This window comes from Syntrophomonas sp. UBA1041 (assembly GCF_002316705.1).
GTDB lineage: Bacteria > Bacillota > Syntrophomonadia > Syntrophomonadales > Syntrophomonadaceae > DTU019.
On sequence record NZ_DCEA01000053.1, the window covers coordinates 31,785 to 49,776 of the forward strand.

Consider the following 17,992-nt stretch of genomic DNA (forward strand, 5'->3'; position numbering starts at 1 on the left):
CATGCTCGGCTGGCATTGGCCCTGCCGGCGCCTCCTGCCAAACATCTTTTTATTTCCCATCTCTACTCAGGCTCAATTTCTGTCAGCTCCATACGGGGGAAACGGAAGACGGCACTGCAAAGCGCCACCTTCCGTTGGGAAAGGGAGTTTATCAACTAAAAAAGTACCACTGCAAAAAGTGGTGCTTTCAGTTTACATGGGCATTGACGAATCAGTCGGCGCCGCCATCAGCAGATTTGGATCCAACATGCCGAATATCATGGCTACATGGGCTACCACCAGGAAGATGCCTACAAACGTTGCATGTAATTTTAGCTTGCCGATTTCATCCCGATTTTTGCCAATGATCCCCAATTCTAATAAAGTTATTCCCAAGAAAGGCACTATGCCTGACAGATAGAACCCAACCGCAATAACGTCCGCCGGTCCTCTCCACCCTCCAGAAACCGTTAAAGGAACGACAGCATTAAAGAATAAATAGATAAATACTCCAGAAAAATAGAATCCGGCTAATGTTCCGGCTATTTTGTTCACTAACCTGGTTGTCCCCGTCAAATCACGATTAAACAAAATGATCAGTTCGGTGACAGCCAGGGTCTCGGCAAGAATTACTGGTACAGCCATAAAAATCAGCAGTTGCCAGGGCTGATTGGTGGCCAATAATTCCATGTAGTGGGTCATGTTCATGTGTGCATCCTCTCCTTCAATATACATTTTTCCTATGTGTTTAATTGTATTTGGCTATTGTGAAGATTTTATGAAGTCAAACCTGTTTGATAATAAAACAGTATTCAAGCAATTAAGAGGAGGAAGTACCAAACCCAAGCAACAGGGCGGCTGCCAGCAGCTCTCCGTCTGGTTCGGCGGCCGTATGCTAGTGCTCCCCTTTCAAAATATGCCAGCGGGAAATAATAGGATTATTGGGCTTATTTGCGAGTCATGGTATTTAGATCTCTTCATTATTATTCAACACTGAATAATTAATCTTGGGGCAAGATGAGGCAAGCCTGCGAGCAGTATATCGCCCGGCATTACGGCTGTTTTACTTCGCGCATCGGTATAATAGCCAAAAGCCGGCGCCGCTAAAGAGACAACAATACCGGGATTTTTAGACCCGGTATTGTTTATATCCAGTGGATTATTAAGTTGTCTGCGATTTTGTACACTACAACGTTCCCATTAACGCTTCTCCGCCTTAATATAAGCACTGGCAAACGCCCCGTCAATCGCGTCCAGGTTGACCTCAGCGATGAGCGGCTCAAAACAGCTGCAAGAAGCCATCCCGGTTATAAACTCTTTGTTGTATATTTGCACAGGCTCTATAACCAGGTTTGTGAAGCCGACTTTCTTTAATATGCTTTCATAGTCTTCTATGCTTAAGGTTCCACCCAGGCAGGATGACCACATGGCTGCTTTCTTTTTTATGTCCTCGGGAATGTCTTTTATTGTCACGATATCAGCAATAGCCAGGCGGCCGCCTTTTTTCAGAACCCGGTAAGCTTCGGCCAGGGCTTTTTCCTTGTCTTCGGTAAGGTTGATCACGCAGTTGGACATTATGACATCCACCGCTTCATCTTTCAGAGGGATTTCTTCAATATATCCTTTCAAAAACTCAACATTAGCAACACCCATCTTTTGTTTGTTTTCATTAGCCAAGGCCAGCATTTCGTCGGTCATATCCAGGCCGTATACTTTGCCGGTTTCCCCCACATACCGGGTAGCCATCAATACATCGATACCACCGCCGCTGCCCAGGTCCAAGACCGTTTCTCCCTGCTGCAATTCGGCCAATAGCAAGGGATTGGCACAACCCAGAGAAGCTTCCACCGCTTTTAGGGGCAGGTTTTCCAGGTCGGTTTTTCCGTAGATCCCGCTGGAAATTTGGCCTTTAGGGTCGTACGGTGAACAGCCGCAGCCACATCCTGAATCGCTGTTAATGTTTTTGGCTATATTCCCGTAAACCTCTTTTACCGATGATCTAACATCGCTTTCCATTACTGATCGCTCCTTCCATTTAACAACATAGATCTTTTCAAATGCATCCAACAGCAGCTTCAGGCTTTCAATGACCTGTTCACGCTTTTCTTCAGGGATGGCGTCGCCTTCTTCGCCATACTCGTGTTTTAAGCTTTTGATTGAAATTGCTGCTGCTTCATCTTTTGGTTCAATATGCCTCTGCCAAAATATTCTAAGAAAACGCCCTTGAGCAATCATGCCCAAAGTTATAATATAATTATATTATTATATAAAGCATAAAGCATTAATAATTAGGAGTGAAATCTATGATCAGGCAAACCAGCTTAATTTTTAAAGCGCTCGGCGAACCTACCCGGCTTTCCATCATTAAATTTCTGTCCGTCCAGGAACTATGTATCTGCGAACTTGTCGCCATCTTGGATATGAGCCAGCCACGCGTTTCCCAGCACGTCAAAGTACTAAAGCAGGCCGGATTGGTTAACGAACGCAAACACAGACAGAAATCTTACTACAGCCTTAATCAAGCCTTAATAAACGGCAATATTATTGAACCATGGTCTTCTTTCCTGCAATGCTCCGTTGACAGTATCCCTGAACTGGCCCAAGAAAACCAACGCTATCTGCAGCTGGAAAGCAACGAGGCGGTCCAGGCTTGTAAACATGGCTGTGAGGCTCTTGAAAATCCGGCTAAAGAAAAAGCGGGAGTATTTTGAACAATAGATAAGGAGCGTTCAATATGAAAAAAATTGAGATTTTTGACCCGGCAATGTGCTGTGCAACTGGCGTATGCGGTCCGGCAATCGATCCCGAACTGCTCAGAATGGCTGTAGTTATAGACAACCTCAAAGAAAAAAGCGTAGATATAAGCCGTCACGGTCTATCCAACGAACCAATGGAGTTTATTAATAACAAGCTAATAAACGACCTGCTGCGAAAAGAGGGAGCTGACATACTGCCGGTTACCCTCCTCGACGGTCAGGTGGCCAAAACCAGAGCATACCCTACCAACCAGGAGCTTTCCGACTGGTTGGGCATTCCGGTTTAGCCGCTTATTTTCCGCACCTAAACGAAGGGGGTAGACTATGTACGAAACATTTGCTCTGGATAAGATTAAGCTGACCAAATATCTATTCTTTACCGGCAAGGGCGGAGTTGGAAAAACCTCCATCGCCTGCGCTGCAGCAGTAAATTTGGCCGACGGCGGTAAGAAGGTGCTCTTGATAAGCACCGATCCAGCTTCCAATCTTCAGGATGTTTTCGGCACTGAACTTACCGGTCATGGAGTACCGGTTAAAGACGTGCCCGGCCTCATCGTGGCTAATCTAAATCCCGAAGAGGCAGCCCGGGAATATCGAGAAGCCGTGCTGGCTCCCTATATAGATAAGCTGCCTCCCGGTATAATCGCCAACATGGAGGAGCAGCTGTCCGGTTCCTGTACAGTTGAGATCGCAGCCTTCGATCAATTTTCTCATTTCATTACCGACCAGCAAACAGAACAGGCCTATGATCATATCATATTTGACACTGCGCCCACCGGGCACACGCTGCGTATGCTGGAGCTGCCCTCAGCATGGAGTAATTTTATCAGCGAGAGCACCCACGGGGCCTCATGTTTAGGTCAGCTGTCCGGCTTGGAAGACAAAAAAGATATGTACCGGGAAGCTGTAGCCACCCTGGCCGATAAAAACCGGACTATCCTGATACTGGTTGCCAAGCCCGAAAAAACACCGCTCTTGGAAGCGGAGCGTTCCAGCCTGGAGCTCAGCGATCTGAATATCAACAACCAAATGCTGATTATTAATGCGGTTTTGGGGCAGGCATCTGATCAGCTCTCAATGAAAATAATGGAAGAGCAGAAATATGCCTTGGAACACATGCCTCCAGGATTGCATAAACACGCCGCCTATACCCTGCCCTTACGCTCATACAATATCTTGGGGCTGGATAAATTAAGGTCCTTTTTTAGCGGCGATGATTATGGAAAGAGTTACTCCCCGGCCGCTCCCTTAAATCTAAAGAGCATTGACGTATTGATAAACGACCTTTATGCCAGCGGTAAAAAAGTTATATTTGTTATGGGCAAAGGCGGGGTGGGCAAAACCACCGTGGCGGCCACTATTGCACTGGCACTGGCCAATAGAGGGACTAAGGTACATTTAACCTCAACAGATCCGGCCGACCACCTCAGCTATGCTATAGAGGCCACCGCCAACATCACTCAGAGCCACATCGACGAACGCCGAGAGCTTATAAAATATCAAAATGAGGTAATTGAAAAGGCCCGCGAGACCATGAGTGAAGCAGACCTGGAATATGTCAAGGAGGACCTGCGCTCCCCATGTACCCAGGAAATTGCTGTCTTTAGAGCATTTGCCGAAATAGTTGATAAGGCCGAAGATGAGGTAGTGGTGATCGATACTGCGCCCACAGGCCATACCCTGCTGCTGCTGGATGCCACCCAGAGCTACCATCGTGAAGTACAAAGGACCAAAGGTGAAATCCCCCTCGCGGTACAAAGGCTGCTGCCCCGTCTGAGAGATGAAAGCCAGGCTGATGTGGTTGTCGTTACCCTGCCGGAAGCCACACCGGTCTGGGAAGCGCGCCGTTTGCGGGAGGAATTGCACCGCGCTGGCATTCATAATAAATGGTGGGTCGTAAATCAGTGTCTTTCTTTGACCGATACCCGGGACAGCATGTTGCTTGCCAGAGCTGAGGCAGAAAAACCCTGGCTGGATAAAGTAAAGGAAATTAGCGAAGATCATTTTGTCGCCATTCCCTGGCTCGAGGATGCCTCGATCGAGAATATAGTCCCATTGGCTAGTGAGTGTTAATCTTTCCTTGAGTCGGTTCAGGGGAGCTCTGCGTATGAAGCAAATCGGTAGAAGCAGAGGGAACTAATTTAAGTACAGTGCATAATTGCCACCCATATGAATCTGATTTGCGCTTCATTCACCATAATCACCTCCCCTGTCATATCCTTCCTATAATTCTTGGGTTCTACATATTTATACAAAAATTGTTAACCAAAAGGCTTAAGGATGATATTATTATAAGGGAGTCCAGGCATCATGGATTTTTATTCCATGGTAGATTTAAATTGAATGATACGGCTCAATAAACAGATCAGAGAAAAATTGCGAGCAACTGAATGATAAGGAGTAAGAGGAATGATAGCACAGAGCAGAACACTATTTGCCGGGGTTGTCTATTGCTTGCTGTCAACCTGCCCAGCCTTATTTTCCGAAAGCCAACTGCTTTAAATAATTACATAATCGAAGTGTTCAAATGAGGCTCCCTGAAGTCCGTCAATAAGGAAAATTGGGGGGCGGGTTTATGTTGTCAAGAGATGAGCTGCAAAAGAGACTGGATTGTTTTCAAGAGATCCTCAGGGACAAAGAAATCGACGGAGCACTACTCGTACAGCGGGTTGACACCATGTACTTTACGGGTACGGCCCAGGACCTGCATGTGTATATACCCGATGCGGGCAAACCGGTGATTCTCGCCTACCGGGATTTAGAACGGGCCCAGACGGAATGTCCCTGGGAGGTTATGCCGCTTACCGGGATTTCGAGATTGCCTGATATTATCGGTGAAGCCGGACACCCGGTACCGAGCATACTTGGTCTGGAATATGACGTCCTGCCGGTGGCATGTTTCAACCGCTACCGCAAAGCTTTCGCCCAAACCAAATTCGTCGATGTTTCCTATGCCCTGCGCCTGCTCAGGGCGGTTAAATCCCAATGGGAAATAGCCCAGATCGCCAGGACCGGCCAGATTTATTCGGGATTGCTGGAGCACGTATCATCATTGCTGCGCCCTGGCATGACGGAAATCGAGCTGGAGAGCCTGCTTGAAGTCAAGGCCAGACAGCTTGGACACGAACCCATGATCCGCTTGAGGAGCTTTGGCGGCGAGCTTCATTTCGGGGGAGTTGCGGCCGGGGCACGGGCAGCCGTACCCACCTATTTCGATGGTCCCACCGGCGGACTGGGGCCTTCGTGGGCGCATCCCATAGGGCCTTCGCAGAGCCCGATTCAGACCGGCGAGGCCATCGTCATGGATTTTGCCCTGGCCTATAAAGGCTATCATGCCGATGTGACCCGGATGCTGGTCATGGGAGACCTTCCTCAAAAGCTGCAAAATGCTTATCAAACCGCCCTGGAGGTCGAAGAAATGATCCGCCGGGCGCTCGTCCCCGGGCGCATCGCCGGGGAGGTCTATGATGAGATCCTCACTTGGGTTAAAAAGGAGACCCCTTTCGCCGAGAATTTCATGGGTTTCGGTCCCTCCCAGGTACGCTTCATCGGCCATGGCATCGGCCTGGAGCTTGATGAGCTCCCCATCATCTGCCAGGGAGCCAGAGAGGTTCTGCAGCCGGGCATGACTTTGGCGATCGAGCCCAAATTCTTCTTCCCCGGTGAGGGGGTGGTGGGAATAGAAGATGACCTGGTCATCGATGGAGCCGGCGGCGCCCGCTACCTGTCTTCGACCCCGCGGGATATTGTCAGGATTGAACTGTAGTACAGGGCACTCCAGACCCGATTCATAGGTAATAACGATGGCGCCGGGGCATTAAACCCCGGCCCATGCTTTCTTACAAATATTCTTGACGTTCTATGGAAGTTAAAAAGTTATGGCACGATCCGGGGGGTATCGCAAGAATGCGGGTCCCCCCGGACCGTTGCCAACATTTAAGAAGAGGGGAATATGTAAATGGGTGGCTAAACTTTTTAAGTTATTAATTTTTATCGCAATAATCGTGCCAATCGCCCGGTCGCCTCTCCTCAGATGCCATCTCCGCCGTACTGGTGGATTTCCGAATCCCCCGGCCGTAAAAAAACACCCCGCTTTATACGGCAGGATGTTGTTGAATTTGTACAGTGTACGATTATATGTACAGCCGCACTTCAAGAAATATTGAACTTCACGTAGAAGGTAGTTCCCTTCGGGCTGGTCTCAAATTCTATCTCGGCCTTATGGCGGGCGGCTATACTGTAGCATACAGCCAGACCGATGCCGATACCGTTTTCCTTGGTGGTGGTAAATGGTGTGCCTATTTTGTTAATCACAGCCGGGTCCAGACCAGTCCCCTGATCGCGCACAAAAAGCACCGCCTGAGAGCCCTGGCACCGGCTGCCTATGACCAACGTCCCCCGACCCGGCATTGATTCCAGCCCGTTGCGAGCCAGGTTGATTATCATCTGGCGAATCTCATTGAGGTCGATCATCAGCCTGGGCAGCGGCTCTAAATCCAGCTCTACCACCTTATCGGCGCGGGTTGCATCTGCTTGAATAAGCGGGAAGATACTGCTGATGGTTTGGTTCAAATCCTCCAGCTGCGGCGAGATAAGTTTGTTGGTAGACATCGATAGAAATGAGGTGACGATCTCATTGGCGCGATCCATCTCTTCTATCATCAGGTTGAAGTAGTCCTTGTAGTGGGCCAAATCATCCTTTTCACCGAGCAATTGAAGAAACCCGCGCACCGAGGTCATGGGGTTGCGGATTTCGTGCCCCAGAGAAGCCGCCATTTCCCCCACCAGATGCAAACGGTCCAGGCGGTTGATCTCCTGTTCCATATTCTTGAGTGCGGTAATGTCTATCATAGAATTCAAGAAACAGCGTATTCCGTTGAGATGGATGGTTTGTACCTGAAGCAAAACGGTTCTGACAACGCCATGCTTGGTAACCAGCTGGGCTTCAAAATTCTCCACCCTTTCATTAACCTGCAAAGCGCTGATAAATGACTGCTTTTGCATAAAGTCCTTCCACAGATCCAATTCGCCCGGGGTCTTGCCGACGGCTTCTTCCGGAGTGTAGCCGAATACCGCGGTATACCTCTGATTGATTTCAATATGCTGTATACTCTCGGCATCATAAATCGCCATGATCACCGGACTGTTGTGAAATGCGTTATAAAACCGCTCCTCTGATTCGACCAAGGCTTGTTCAGCCAATTTGCGTTCAGTTATATCGACCAGGCTGGTTAATATATACCATTCTCCCGCCAATTTAATCATTTTCAGGTTGACGATGCCGCACTTGATTTGTGATCCTATTTTATACTTCCAGTCGGGGTTATAGTAATAGCCATCCTGCAACAAATGTTCAATAATGCGCGGACGTTGGTCTGCAGACACCCACATCCCCATTTCGTTAGAGGTCTTGCCGATCATATCGGACCTGGACATAGCAAAAGCCGCACAACAAGCATCATTGGCCTCTATTATAAGGCCGTCTTGCAGGCGGCTGATAATCTGAATGATAAAGGAGCTGTTGAAGGCCTTGTAGAATTTCTCCTCTGATTGCAGCAAAGCCAGTTCGGTGTGCTTATGCCCGGTGATATCCACCGTTTCTCCTAGAATACACAGTTTGCCTTTATAATAAATATAGTCGATTCCGGTTATGGTGGTCAGAATCTGTCCGCATTTGGTACGGGTGCGGATCTCCTGGTTGCTTATCGCCTGGCGTTGCTGCACTGCTCTAACCAGCTCCTTGCGCACCCCTATGTTTTCGTATACATCCAATTCCGTCGCGGTTCGCCCCACCACTTCCTCGCGCTCATACCCCATGGTTTCAAGCCAGGTATGGTTGACATCCACAAATTTCAGGGTTTCATAATCAAGTATGAATTTCATTATCGAGCTGGAATGAAAAGCTTTGCTAAAGTTGGTTTCACATTCCGTATCTGCTGCCGAGGATACAGTATTGACTTCATTCATACTTCATACCCCCTGGGAAAAACCCGGCTTTGAAAACAAAGGTATCCCGGTAAATGAGATACCTTAAACTTGTCTGCTGGTATAACTAATCTAAATGTATTATATTACAAACTTTCCCAGTTATCATGTCTTTATATGCATTAATAATTTCCATTATTAAACTAGCGCCTTGTCATGACCAGGGCGCAGATTATACAATAGAAAGAGGTTTAAACTCACCCCCCAACGATTGTGAGGCAACGACCATGCGTATTTCGATCATCGATATTCTTTTCCTTATCGCATTTACTCTGTGGATCATTACCTTGGACTTCCAATCTTTATCGCCATTGCAGATAGTGAGCCTGATAGTGATGGGCTCTTGGCTGCTTTTCATTGTTTTCCGCCTGCTCCATAAGAAAGCTTAGTCCGCGGTATGTCTATCCTCGCGGCAGCAGAATCGGTACTACGCCCCGCTTCACCCTGATGCCTTCTCGCAGCTTACCGGTTTATAGCCTTAGTACAGCGCCTTCATAGTGTCCTTAATTTGCTTAAAGCGGTTTTCAATATAATGCGGCTTATTCTTCAGCATTTCCCAGAACTCGTCCTTTTCCCCCTGAGCATAGAACAAACATATCAAGGCGTCTACTTTATTAAGGGGCATACCCGCTTTGGTGAGGCTTTGCTGTATGATGCTATAATCGGTGCGCTTGCCCTGCTTGTATTCCTCTATCAGGGGACGGCTGATCTTATCCATTAGATCGATATCGGCTTCATCTATATCGAATTTAGCCTGCAGATAATCAGAGTAAGGGATGGCCTTGGTTTTTCTGGCGATTTCCAAGACCGTATCAAACATGAATTCAAATTTATCTTCTTTGGACATTCCCATGAGTAACACCTCCTCCCCTAAACATTTCGTTGCGAAGATCTTATTTCCTCTTGTTGCCATGAACAGAACCGCAAAATGGGCAAAAAAATAAGGAGGTCTGGCCTCTCTGTCAGTGGATTATTGGGTTACGCGGTTTGCTGGTCAGTGATGCAGTCAAGCTGCTGTAGCAACCAGTTTTTCAAACACCGCACTTCTTTGAGGCGTTTTTCTATCCGCCTCACCTCCCGGAAATTATTGGTTAGGGTGAGCTGCTCTTGTAACTCAACAATTTCCGTGACGGCACACTTGAGTTCCTGCAACAGATAGGCTCTGTTCATGAACATCACCCCCTTCCTCATATCATATCACACCGACAGGCACAAAATGCTTATATTCCCATAATATTTTGTAATAGTGTGGTGAAGAAGGTTTAAAACCCCTGCCGTTAATGGATTGCTTACCAGGATTCCATCTTTTGGTTATCGGCGGCTAACCCAAATCCGCTGCGATTTTATCGGCTTATAGGCCAATTTTTCTATGCCAAATGGCCAAACCCGGATCATCTTTGGCAAACAAATCGTTCTTCTCTAAATAACAAAAAGGCCGGCACCTTTTTAATGCCAACCCTCTTACTGTGGAGCTTTTGGATACAATCCATTACCTCCTGTTATCACTCCAGTCAAAAACACTATTTCCTTGCCGGGGGAGATCACCCGCTCAAATTCTCATTAGACCTGTCAGGCTTTTGGTCAGATCCAGAACCTGATCGTTTGATCGATTTTCAAAGAACGTGTCCTTATAGGAGTGTTTTCGCGAGACAAGTTTCTTCAACCCTTCTCCCGTGTTTATAGTTTATACTATGATAAATACAGTGGTCAATTATTTTCAGAATATTCGAACTTTAGTGATTGTTTTCTTTTTCTTATTTATTGTTATTGCGAGGAGGCCTGACCATGTTTAAAAAGATTTTGGTGCCCGTCGATGGTTCTGATTTTGCCGATCTCGCTGCGCAGCGGGCTGTATTCATGGCAGTCAAACATGGGGGTAGGATTACTTTATTACACATCATCAACACCGCGCAAAATAATCGGGGCGGTTACCTCAGACCTGCTTCGAAGAATAATCCCACCCATGAACGCGAGCAGGAGGGCCTGGCTCTACTGTCTGAAGTGAAGTCCAATCTGGAAGCTATTCAGGCCGCGGATCAGAGTGAAAAAGTCTGTATAGAAACCGAGTTGGCCTGGGGCAATCCAGCCGATGTCATAGTGGAAAAGGCCCAAAAGGGCGGATTTAATCTGATAGTTATGGGCAGCCGGGGGCTGGGCGCCATCAGCGGTCTCTTATTGGGAAGCGTGAGCGACCGGGTCGCCAAACTGGCGCCGTGTCCGGTCTTGATCGTGCGCGGCGATTGATATACGACTGTCGTTAACTCGCGCCTGATCGAAAAGAATATTGGAATAGCAAACTAGCATTGGAGGAGCAAGATCATGTTTAAAAAAATCCTGGTGCCCGTAGATGGATCTAAACATTCAATTATGGCTGCGGTGAGAGCGGTAGACATCGCCGAAAAATACCATGGCTCCGTTACTCTCCTGCATGTGATAAACATAAGTCAGTTGACCGGACTTGGTTCCATGCAGGATCCTCCCCTGATAAGCGAAGCTATTGTGAACAATCTCAAAGAAGCGGGGCAAACCATCATCGATGATACTGTTAAGCAACTGCCGCCAAGCAAAGTGGAGATCAACACCACAACCGTATGGGGGACTCCCGAAAGAATTATCATTAATGAAATCACGGCCAGGGGTTATGACCTGGTGGTAATGGGAAGCAGGGGGTTAGGTACTTTCAGCGGCCTGCTTCTGGGCAGTGTCAGTGACCGAGTATTGCGCCAGGCCTCCTGTCCAGTTTTGATTGTAAAATAAGTATTGTCTCATTTTTGTATCAATAGTTGCATATTTTCGAAAATTGATAGTTTATGTCTATTATACGGCAGTTCATGCCTGGACAACGGCAGTTCGTGCTTATCGGTTGAATTCATTCCGGATATCATGCTACCCTTTTGTTAACATATTCACGAATTTGATGTGGTCCGTTTCTACAGGACCAAACAGGGAGGAATCGCTTTGTTTGCCGCTAATCCCTCGTTTAATGACCAGCAGGTCGAAATGGTGGTTTACTACAAGGACAGGATCAAAAAAACCAAACACCGGGATAATGGCCCGGCGGTTACGGTCTATAAGATGGATGGTACTCCTTTGGCCGAACACTGGTATGTCAATGACCAGCTTCACCGCCAGGATGGTCCGGCTTCCATTCTCTATTTTCGCGATCAGAATGCTGTCATGCAGGAAGAATGGTATTATAATGGCCGTCTGCACCGCATCGGGGCGCCTGCTGTAACCATCTATGATTCCGACGGTTCGATATTATGTCAGCAGTGGTATCAAGCAGGCAGACTGCACCGGGAGGAAGGACCGGCCTGGATAGAAAACCAGCCTGAGCAAAACTGTTATAAAGAAATGTGGTACTTACAGGGTAAACTTCACCGGGAAAACGCCCCGGCGGTCATAGTGACCGTCGACGGGCAGACTGTGAACCGCAGTTACTATCTCGACGGGGTGCAAAAAATGACATCTAATCTGTAGTCCTCCTCATATCTTTCTGGGAAAGGCGGCCATGAGCCGCCTTTATTTTTTTGGCGGTTGCGGCGCGGGGGTCCTTTTTGCCACCCTGTCACCCCATTTGTCACCCGGTTAGGTAAATTCAGCCTGCATTTAATGAGAAGGGTATTCATTCTGTCCGTGATAAGATACAATGACGGTACAATCATCTTTCGACAAATACTGTTCATTCTGGGCGGATAGTGTGACATATGGCATCAGTGATCAGCATTATTAATTTAAAAGGCGGAGTGGGCAAAACCACTATAACGGTTGCCCTGGCCGAGTTCATGGCTTTACAGCATCAACTCAAGGTCCTGGTCATAGATCTTGATCCTCAGACTAATGCCACCATGGCCTTGATGAATGAATACGAATGGAAAAAACGCAACGTCCGGGGACAAACGGTAGTGCAGTTGTTCCGTGATCGTATGCGGCAGCGCGCGGTTTTCAATCCCCGGGAAGCCATTGTTCATCAAGTTTCTAATATCAACGGCGGCATTCCTGGCCTGGATCTGCTCCCTTCCAGTCTGGACCTGATAGACCTGCAGGATAATCTGGCCGGTATCGAGGCCAGCGGGATTCTCTCCGAGCGGCCCTTGACAGTGCTTGGGGAGGCCCTGGCTGAAACCGCCGCCGCATACGATTTAGTATTAATCGATTGTCCTCCCAACCTGGGCCTGATTACTCAGAATGGGCTGGTCTTTAGCCAATATTACTTAATCCCGGTGATACCGGATATTCTGTCCACCTACGGTATACCCCAGATTGTCAGCCGGGTGCGCCGGCTGGTCCTGGAAACCGGCGCAGACCTCAAGCCTTTAGGGGTGGTGATCAATAAATACCGTCAGCAGAGCGTATTGCACCGCACCCAGTCTCATGTTCTTTATATGGATGCGGGCAGAATAGGATTTGGCAGGGTATTTGACACCATTCTCCCCGAGAGTACGCAAGCGGCAGCGGCCATGGATTTTTCCGTGGACTATCCCAGTCTGCACGGCAAATATGGATACCAAGCCCCCTATCAGCAGTATCGTCAATTAACCGAGGAGGTTTTGAGCCATGTCCGATGAAAGGCTGAGCGAATGCATGGCTCAGATGCTGCATATCCTGGCTGAAGAAGTGGCGGGAAACAAACGTCTGGCCAGTCGGCTGTCGGTGCCCTGGCAGGCCTATATGAATGAAAAGCTGATGCCGGCCGGCCAAGCGGCGCCAAAGGCGCCAAAGAAGAAGGCCTCAATTAAGGAGCCCCCTTCTGTCGATCCCTTCAAGGCTTTCCTGGAAGGGGGAAGCGTTCTCTTAATCAAGACCTTAGAAGACATGGACGCTGCGGAATGCAAAAATATTATCAGTCATTACGCCCTGGATCCGTCCCGCAGTTACGTGCGCTGGCGCAAGAAAGAAAAGTTGGTGGAATTGATTGTGCAGCGAGTTAAGGCAGTTGTAAATAAAGGCGAGGTATTTAAGTAATAGCGGGCTATGATCTTGGTACGGTTTTTTCAGTGTCCTCTAGTTGGCGGGCGAGCATGAACACCTGAAATCCGACCCTTCTCAATTCTTCCATAATCTTGTCTTGGGTCAGGTTGAAATATTTGGCTAATGACGAGATCGGCATGGGTTTGCCGTCATCCAAGCCCCATCTCATTCGAAGTAATAAAGCGTCGGTCTGATCCATTTCGTTAAGAGCTCTCACCACGTACTCACGTCTGGGAAGCATGATACTCATATAAATCCTCCCTCTCCTGGTACAAATTGGTTGGCCTGTTTTCTCTTGCCATCTATATATATCTTACAATATTATATTATTGGCAGGCCATAATTATAAGCAAAATATTTAATGTGACACGAATACAACAAAACGTACTGCAGGTATTGCCCTGCAACACGTTTCGTGCTTTTATTCACAATGTGTATGGCCCGGAACTCCCAGTGCGGTCACCCCAGATACAACGAATGAACCGAGGGGGTAACCGTTACGGGGCAACAAAGAAAGCAAAGCCGGCCTCGACTTGCGGCCGGCTCTGCTTTCTTGTTTAGCTTGGCATTAATTCAGACTACATCCCCAGCAGATTATACAGCACCTGAGCCATTTCCGCTCTGGTGGTCGTGCTGAGCGGTGTGAGCGACCCATTGCTGCCGCCGATGGTTCCTGTTACGACGAAGGCTGCCATAGCTTCTCCCGCCCATTCATCAATTTGCGAAGCATCGGAGAAGTCAAGCAGCGTTTTGCCGGAATCGCCCTGGGGGAGCTGCCCGATGACCTTGAGGGCATTGTACAGCAGGGTGAACATCTCCTGCCGGGTGATCTCCCTGCCCGGCGCGTACAGGTTGTCGCCAACCCCTGCGGATATGCCCAGCCGTTTCGCCGCTGCGAGGTAACCGGTGTAATAGGTATTGCCGCTGTCTGCGAAGTTGTCGGCCGGGTTGGTATCCGGAGATATGCCATACGCGCGCATCATCAGGACAATGAATTCGCCCCGCGTCAGCTTCGCTTCGGGGCTGTATTTTCCATGGCCCGTACCCGCCGTAATCTCTCGCGCCGCGATAAAGCTCACGGCCTTGTCGTACCATGCGCCCGCCGCTACATCATTGAAGATTACCTTGTTATATGCCACAGCGTAGTTGCTGAAGTGAGTGACATCAACGATAACCGTGCCGGTCGCGGGGTCGTAATGTCCGTTGGGGATGGTGGCAACATCGCCAGAACCGTCTATGTACCATACGACGATGCTCTCGGGATGCTCCAGCTCCGCCGCGGTTGGCGCATAGGGAATGCTCACCGTCACCGGCGCGGCAGGATTATTCCAGCCTGTCCGCTTGCCGTCTATGGACAGCGTGAGCTGTACCAGCGGCCGGTCGCCAATGGCTTCCTTCACATCGTCGGGCAGGTTGTCTTTATCACCCTGGCCGATGGTGATTTGCGCCTTATTCCCGTCCGCGCCCGCGACGCCTGTCAGCATATTGGACGGAACGGTAATGCTTCCCTTATCCGTGTCAACGGTCAGACTGCCCTGCTTATCGGTCATTGACAAATCCGGAACCGGTATGCCCAGCGTGTAGGTGCTGACGTTGGTGATGGAAGGTACCGTAATGACGGTGGTTTTTCCGTCGGATATCAAATTGCTCCGAGAGCCCGTGTCGACGGAGGCGCTGCCGGTATTCCTGTCAACCGTGACCGGCAGAGTGGATCCGCCGCCGTCGCCGGCTTTTACGTCGGCATGATATGTCTGCGCGGGCGTGGAGGATCCGCCGCCTCCTGTGGAAGCTCTTTGCGGCGTCACGCTGTTTGAAGGCGCGGAGGCCGTGCTGGTGCCCGCGCTGTTTGTCGCTGTGACCGCGAAGGTGTATGCCGTACCGTTTGTAAGCCCCGTCACCGTGATCGGACTCGAGTCACCCGTGGCGGTGATTCCTCCCGGGCTCGCCGTTACCGTGTAGCTTATGACCGCCGCGCCGCCGTCCGACGCGGGGGCGGTAAAGCTGACGGTGGCCTGGCCGTTCCCGGCGGTCGCCGTTCCGATGGTGGGCGCGTCCGGAACGGTGATTATGATAATCGTATAATTCTCCGAAGCCGCGGCGCCGCTGCCGGCGTTCCCCGCTATGTCGGTTATCTCAGCGAGGTTTACGGAAATTGAATTGGTATCGGAGTTGACGCTGTCCGCGGTGAACGTGGCGGTATAGGTTACGCCGTCGTCCGCCGAGATGACGGGAGTCAAAACGCCGTTGGAGATAGTCGGGTCATCGTTGTTAAATCCGGTTACCGCCTCCGAGAAGATAAAGGTCACCATGGTGCTCTCTCCGGCCGCCAAGGCGGTATCGCCCATGGACACCGTGGCGGTCGGCGCCGTGGTATCGATGCCTATGGACAGCCCCGCCGAAGCCGCGCTGGTGTTGCCGGCAGCGTCCGTCGCCGTCGCGGTGATAATATGGCTGCCCGAAGCCAGCGCCCCTGCCGTGAAGCTCCAGTTGCCGCTCCCGTCGGCGGCGGCTGTTCCTAAACTTCCGTTAAGGGAAGATATCACGCTTACCGTGCTGTTTGCTTCCGCCGTCCCTGTAAAGGTCGGCGTGATATCGTTCGTGATGTCGTCGGTATTGGCTAGGCCCGTGTCTGAACCCTCTGCCAGATCCGGCGTCCCCGGCGCGGAAGGCGCCATGGTGTCGATCACAATTGATTTATTGGCGGACAGCGAGTTGGCAGCGCCCGGCGCGGGAAGAGTAAGGTCCGCATCGAACCCGCTGTTTTGGATCGTGCCCCCGTTTAAGGTCAGGGATCCTGTACCCGCATAATCCAAATCACCGCTGCTATCCCCCGCTTGGACGGTGTAGTTAAACGTCAGTACGTCTGTTCCCGAACCGGACACATAATCGGCAGCCCGATCGGTTGTTCCGGTTTCAAGAAGCAGCTGAGGAGTTCCCGCAACCGTAACCGGAGCATTAAATGTTACGGTAACAGTAATGCCCTCTCCAGTCTTATAGCTGCCGTCAGCCGTTGTACTTGAGACAGAGCTGACCGTGGCAATGTCGTCGTCCATGATGGTGATGGTCTGCTGCTGGGTACCGTTTTCAAAGCCTTTTGCAACCTCGGTAATATCGATAATGATCGTTTCATTGCCTTCCACGTCAGCGTCCTGTGTAGCCGTAATGCCGACAGCCGCATCGGCGGACAGATCCCCGGCGGGAATCGTAATGGTCGTGCTGGCCGAGCTGTTGTAATCGCTCCCGCTGGTCGCTGTTCCCGAATAGGACAGAGTCACCGTTACAGCTTGGCTGGAAAGCTCAGATAAGATGGCGGTAATGCTTGAAGCGCCGCCGGCTTCCGAAATGGATGCGGGGTCTACAGTAAGGCTGACCGAGGGAAAAGCCTGAATCACGATGGACTTGTTTGCGGACAGAGAGCCGGACGCTCCCGGAAGCGGCAATGTCAAAACGGCGTCCGTGCCCAATGCCGATTGAATCGTGCCGCCGTTTAGCGAAAGCGCGGCGGCGGAGGCGTAGTCAAGGTCGGCGGACTCGTCGCCCGACTGCACCGTATAGGTGAACTTCAGAACGGCCGTCCCGGACCCGCTGGAATAATTGGCCGTCCTGTCGACCGTTCCGGTTTCCAGTGTCAGTTGGGGCGTGCCGGTGATCGTGACCGGTTTCGTGAAAGCAACGGTGATCTCAATCACTTCGCCGATGCCATAGGTGCCGTCCGTTTTCGCCGAGCTTACGTTTGTCACGGCCGGAGGCGCTTCCGTAATGTCGATATTGACCGTGCCGAGGGTGACGTCCGCGCCTCCTCCTGCGCCGGTATTTCCTCCATCGTTGGCGGCAAGGGTAAGCGTCGCCGCATTATCGCCGCTCATGCCCGCCGGACCTGTATACTGGATATTGGAAGCGGTGTCCAGGTAAGTATCGATATTGGAGACCGTGCCGGTCAAGGTTAATTCTGATGTACCCGATCCCGCAACAGCAACGCCGCCCCCTGATGAGGCCGAGAGAATACCTGTGTTCACCGTTAAGATCAAGGTTACGGAATTCGAGCCCGCGTCCACATCGGAAAAGCTCGCCGCCGAGAGGTCAACATTGCTGGCCGTATTCTCCGCAGCCGTAATATCCGTGGGCAGCCCGGTTACATTCGGATCGTCATTGACGGCGGCAATATTGACACTGACCGTTCCCAACAGCGGATTTACCGTGCCGTCACTGGCATGAACAGTAAAAGCAGCCGCGTTGTTGCCGTTTTGATTCAATGCGCCTATATATTGAATATTCGATACGGAGTCCAAAAAGCTGTTGAT

Annotated in this window: 17 protein-coding genes; 10 read left to right on the forward strand and 7 right to left on the reverse strand. The window is 50.1% G+C overall.

Going from position 1 to position 17,992, the window contains the following annotated elements:
- Positions 1-192: 192 nt before the first annotated feature.
- Complete coding sequence (locus B2633_RS07815) at positions 193-687, reverse strand: DUF6803 family protein (protein ID WP_483170044.1); 495 nt, start codon at positions 685-687, stop codon at positions 193-195.
- Positions 688-757: 70 nt separating this feature from the next.
- Here B2633_RS07815 and B2633_RS07820 point away from each other — a divergent pair, with 70 nt between their 5' ends.
- Positions 758-976, forward strand: coding sequence for a hypothetical protein (locus tag B2633_RS07820; RefSeq protein WP_483170045.1), 219 nt, complete (start codon positions 758-760; stop codon positions 974-976).
- Between the two features lie 203 nt (positions 977-1,179).
- Here the strand turns inward: B2633_RS07820 and arsM are convergent, their stop codons facing one another.
- Positions 1,180-2,214: an arsenite methyltransferase gene (gene arsM, locus B2633_RS07825; RefSeq protein WP_483170046.1), complete on the reverse strand. Its 1,035-nt coding sequence runs from the start codon at positions 2,212-2,214 to the stop codon at positions 1,180-1,182.
- 68 nt (positions 2,215-2,282) lie between these two features.
- Here arsM and B2633_RS07830 point away from each other — a divergent pair, with 68 nt between their 5' ends.
- The 4 genes from B2633_RS07830 to B2633_RS07845 all read left to right on the forward strand — a co-directional run bounded on the left by B2633_RS07830 (position 2,283) and on the right by B2633_RS07845 (position 6,501).
- Positions 2,283-2,690 carry an ArsR/SmtB family transcription factor gene (locus tag B2633_RS07830; protein ID WP_483170047.1) on the forward strand — a complete coding sequence of 136 codons (408 nt, stop codon included), beginning with the start codon at positions 2,283-2,285 and terminating at the stop codon, positions 2,688-2,690.
- 23 nt (positions 2,691-2,713) lie between these two features.
- Positions 2,714-3,022, forward strand: a complete 309-nt coding sequence (arsD, locus tag B2633_RS07835) for an arsenite efflux transporter metallochaperone ArsD (RefSeq protein ID WP_483170049.1) — start codon at positions 2,714-2,716, stop codon at positions 3,020-3,022.
- A gap of 37 nt (positions 3,023-3,059) precedes the next feature.
- Positions 3,060-4,808: an arsenical pump-driving ATPase gene (gene arsA, locus B2633_RS07840; protein WP_483170050.1), complete on the forward strand. Its 1,749-nt coding sequence runs from the start codon at positions 3,060-3,062 to the stop codon at positions 4,806-4,808.
- Positions 4,809-5,310: 502 nt separating this feature from the next.
- On the forward strand, positions 5,311-6,501 hold the full coding sequence (locus B2633_RS07845) for a M24 family metallopeptidase (RefSeq protein WP_483170051.1): 1,191 nt from the start codon (positions 5,311-5,313) through the stop codon (positions 6,499-6,501).
- Between the two features lie 386 nt (positions 6,502-6,887).
- Here B2633_RS07845 and B2633_RS07850 read toward each other — a convergent pair whose 3' ends face one another.
- The 3 genes from B2633_RS07850 to B2633_RS07860 form a co-directional block, all read right to left on the reverse strand.
- Positions 6,888-8,702, reverse strand: coding sequence for a PAS domain S-box protein (locus B2633_RS07850; protein WP_483170052.1), 1,815 nt, complete (start codon positions 8,700-8,702; stop codon positions 6,888-6,890).
- A gap of 496 nt (positions 8,703-9,198) precedes the next feature.
- Positions 9,199-9,573: a hypothetical protein gene (locus B2633_RS07855; RefSeq protein WP_483170053.1), complete on the reverse strand. Its 375-nt coding sequence runs from the start codon at positions 9,571-9,573 to the stop codon at positions 9,199-9,201.
- Between the two features lie 125 nt (positions 9,574-9,698).
- On the reverse strand, positions 9,699-9,890 hold the full coding sequence (locus B2633_RS07860) for a hypothetical protein (RefSeq protein WP_481039315.1): 192 nt from the start codon (positions 9,888-9,890) through the stop codon (positions 9,699-9,701).
- A gap of 615 nt (positions 9,891-10,505) precedes the next feature.
- Between B2633_RS07860 and B2633_RS07865 the strand changes: the two genes are divergently transcribed.
- The 5 genes from B2633_RS07865 to B2633_RS07885 all read left to right on the forward strand — a co-directional run bounded on the left by B2633_RS07865 (position 10,506) and on the right by B2633_RS07885 (position 13,685).
- Positions 10,506-10,964 (forward strand): universal stress protein, encoded by a 459-nt coding sequence (locus B2633_RS07865; RefSeq protein ID WP_481039317.1) that lies wholly within the window; start codon positions 10,506-10,508, stop codon positions 10,962-10,964.
- A 75-nt stretch (positions 10,965-11,039) separates the two neighbouring features.
- Positions 11,040-11,477, forward strand: a complete 438-nt coding sequence (locus B2633_RS07870) for a universal stress protein (RefSeq protein WP_483170054.1) — start codon at positions 11,040-11,042, stop codon at positions 11,475-11,477.
- A gap of 201 nt (positions 11,478-11,678) precedes the next feature.
- Entirely contained in the window at positions 11,679-12,200 is a 522-nt protein-coding gene (locus B2633_RS07875; RefSeq protein ID WP_483170055.1) for a toxin-antitoxin system YwqK family antitoxin, read from the forward strand.
- 227 nt (positions 12,201-12,427) lie between these two features.
- Positions 12,428-13,288 carry a ParA family protein gene (locus B2633_RS07880; RefSeq protein ID WP_483170056.1) on the forward strand — a complete coding sequence of 287 codons (861 nt, stop codon included), beginning with the start codon at positions 12,428-12,430 and terminating at the stop codon, positions 13,286-13,288.
- Positions 13,278-13,685 carry a hypothetical protein gene (locus B2633_RS07885; RefSeq protein ID WP_483170057.1) on the forward strand — a complete coding sequence of 136 codons (408 nt, stop codon included), beginning with the start codon at positions 13,278-13,280 and terminating at the stop codon, positions 13,683-13,685. Before B2633_RS07880 ends, B2633_RS07885 begins: the two co-directional genes overlap by 11 nt.
- Before the next feature lie 7 nt (positions 13,686-13,692).
- Here the strand turns inward: B2633_RS07885 and B2633_RS07890 are convergent, their stop codons facing one another.
- Positions 13,693-13,941 carry a hypothetical protein gene (locus B2633_RS07890; protein ID WP_481039327.1) on the reverse strand — a complete coding sequence of 83 codons (249 nt, stop codon included), beginning with the start codon at positions 13,939-13,941 and terminating at the stop codon, positions 13,693-13,695.
- 328 nt (positions 13,942-14,269) lie between these two features.
- Positions 14,270-17,944, reverse strand: coding sequence for an Ig-like domain-containing protein (locus B2633_RS07895; protein ID WP_483170058.1), 3,675 nt, complete (start codon positions 17,942-17,944; stop codon positions 14,270-14,272).
- Positions 17,945-17,992: the final 48 nt, after the last annotated feature.

Coding starts and splice junctions, on each gene's coding strand:
- B2633_RS07815 (WP_483170044.1), bottom strand. CDS start 687: ATGAACATGACCCACTACATGGAATTATTGGCCACCAATCAGCCCTGG.
- B2633_RS07820 (WP_483170045.1), top strand. CDS start 758: ATGAAGTCAAACCTGTTTGATAATAAAACAGTATTCAAGCAATTAAGA.
- arsM (WP_483170046.1), bottom strand. CDS start 2,214: ATGATTGCTCAAGGGCGTTTTCTTAGAATATTTTGGCAGAGGCATATT.
- B2633_RS07830 (WP_483170047.1), top strand. CDS start 2,283: ATGATCAGGCAAACCAGCTTAATTTTTAAAGCGCTCGGCGAACCTACC.
- arsD (WP_483170049.1), top strand. CDS start 2,714: ATGAAAAAAATTGAGATTTTTGACCCGGCAATGTGCTGTGCAACTGGC.
- arsA (WP_483170050.1), top strand. CDS start 3,060: ATGTACGAAACATTTGCTCTGGATAAGATTAAGCTGACCAAATATCTA.
- B2633_RS07845 (WP_483170051.1), top strand. CDS start 5,311: ATGTTGTCAAGAGATGAGCTGCAAAAGAGACTGGATTGTTTTCAAGAG.
- B2633_RS07850 (WP_483170052.1), bottom strand. CDS start 8,702: ATGAATGAAGTCAATACTGTATCCTCGGCAGCAGATACGGAATGTGAA.
- B2633_RS07855 (WP_483170053.1), bottom strand. CDS start 9,573: ATGGGAATGTCCAAAGAAGATAAATTTGAATTCATGTTTGATACGGTC.
- B2633_RS07860 (WP_481039315.1), bottom strand. CDS start 9,890: ATGAACAGAGCCTATCTGTTGCAGGAACTCAAGTGTGCCGTCACGGAA.
- B2633_RS07865 (WP_481039317.1), top strand. CDS start 10,506: ATGTTTAAAAAGATTTTGGTGCCCGTCGATGGTTCTGATTTTGCCGAT.
- B2633_RS07870 (WP_483170054.1), top strand. CDS start 11,040: ATGTTTAAAAAAATCCTGGTGCCCGTAGATGGATCTAAACATTCAATT.
- B2633_RS07880 (WP_483170056.1), top strand. CDS start 12,428: ATGGCATCAGTGATCAGCATTATTAATTTAAAAGGCGGAGTGGGCAAA.
- B2633_RS07885 (WP_483170057.1), top strand. CDS start 13,278: ATGTCCGATGAAAGGCTGAGCGAATGCATGGCTCAGATGCTGCATATC.
- B2633_RS07890 (WP_481039327.1), bottom strand. CDS start 13,941: ATGAGTATCATGCTTCCCAGACGTGAGTACGTGGTGAGAGCTCTTAAC.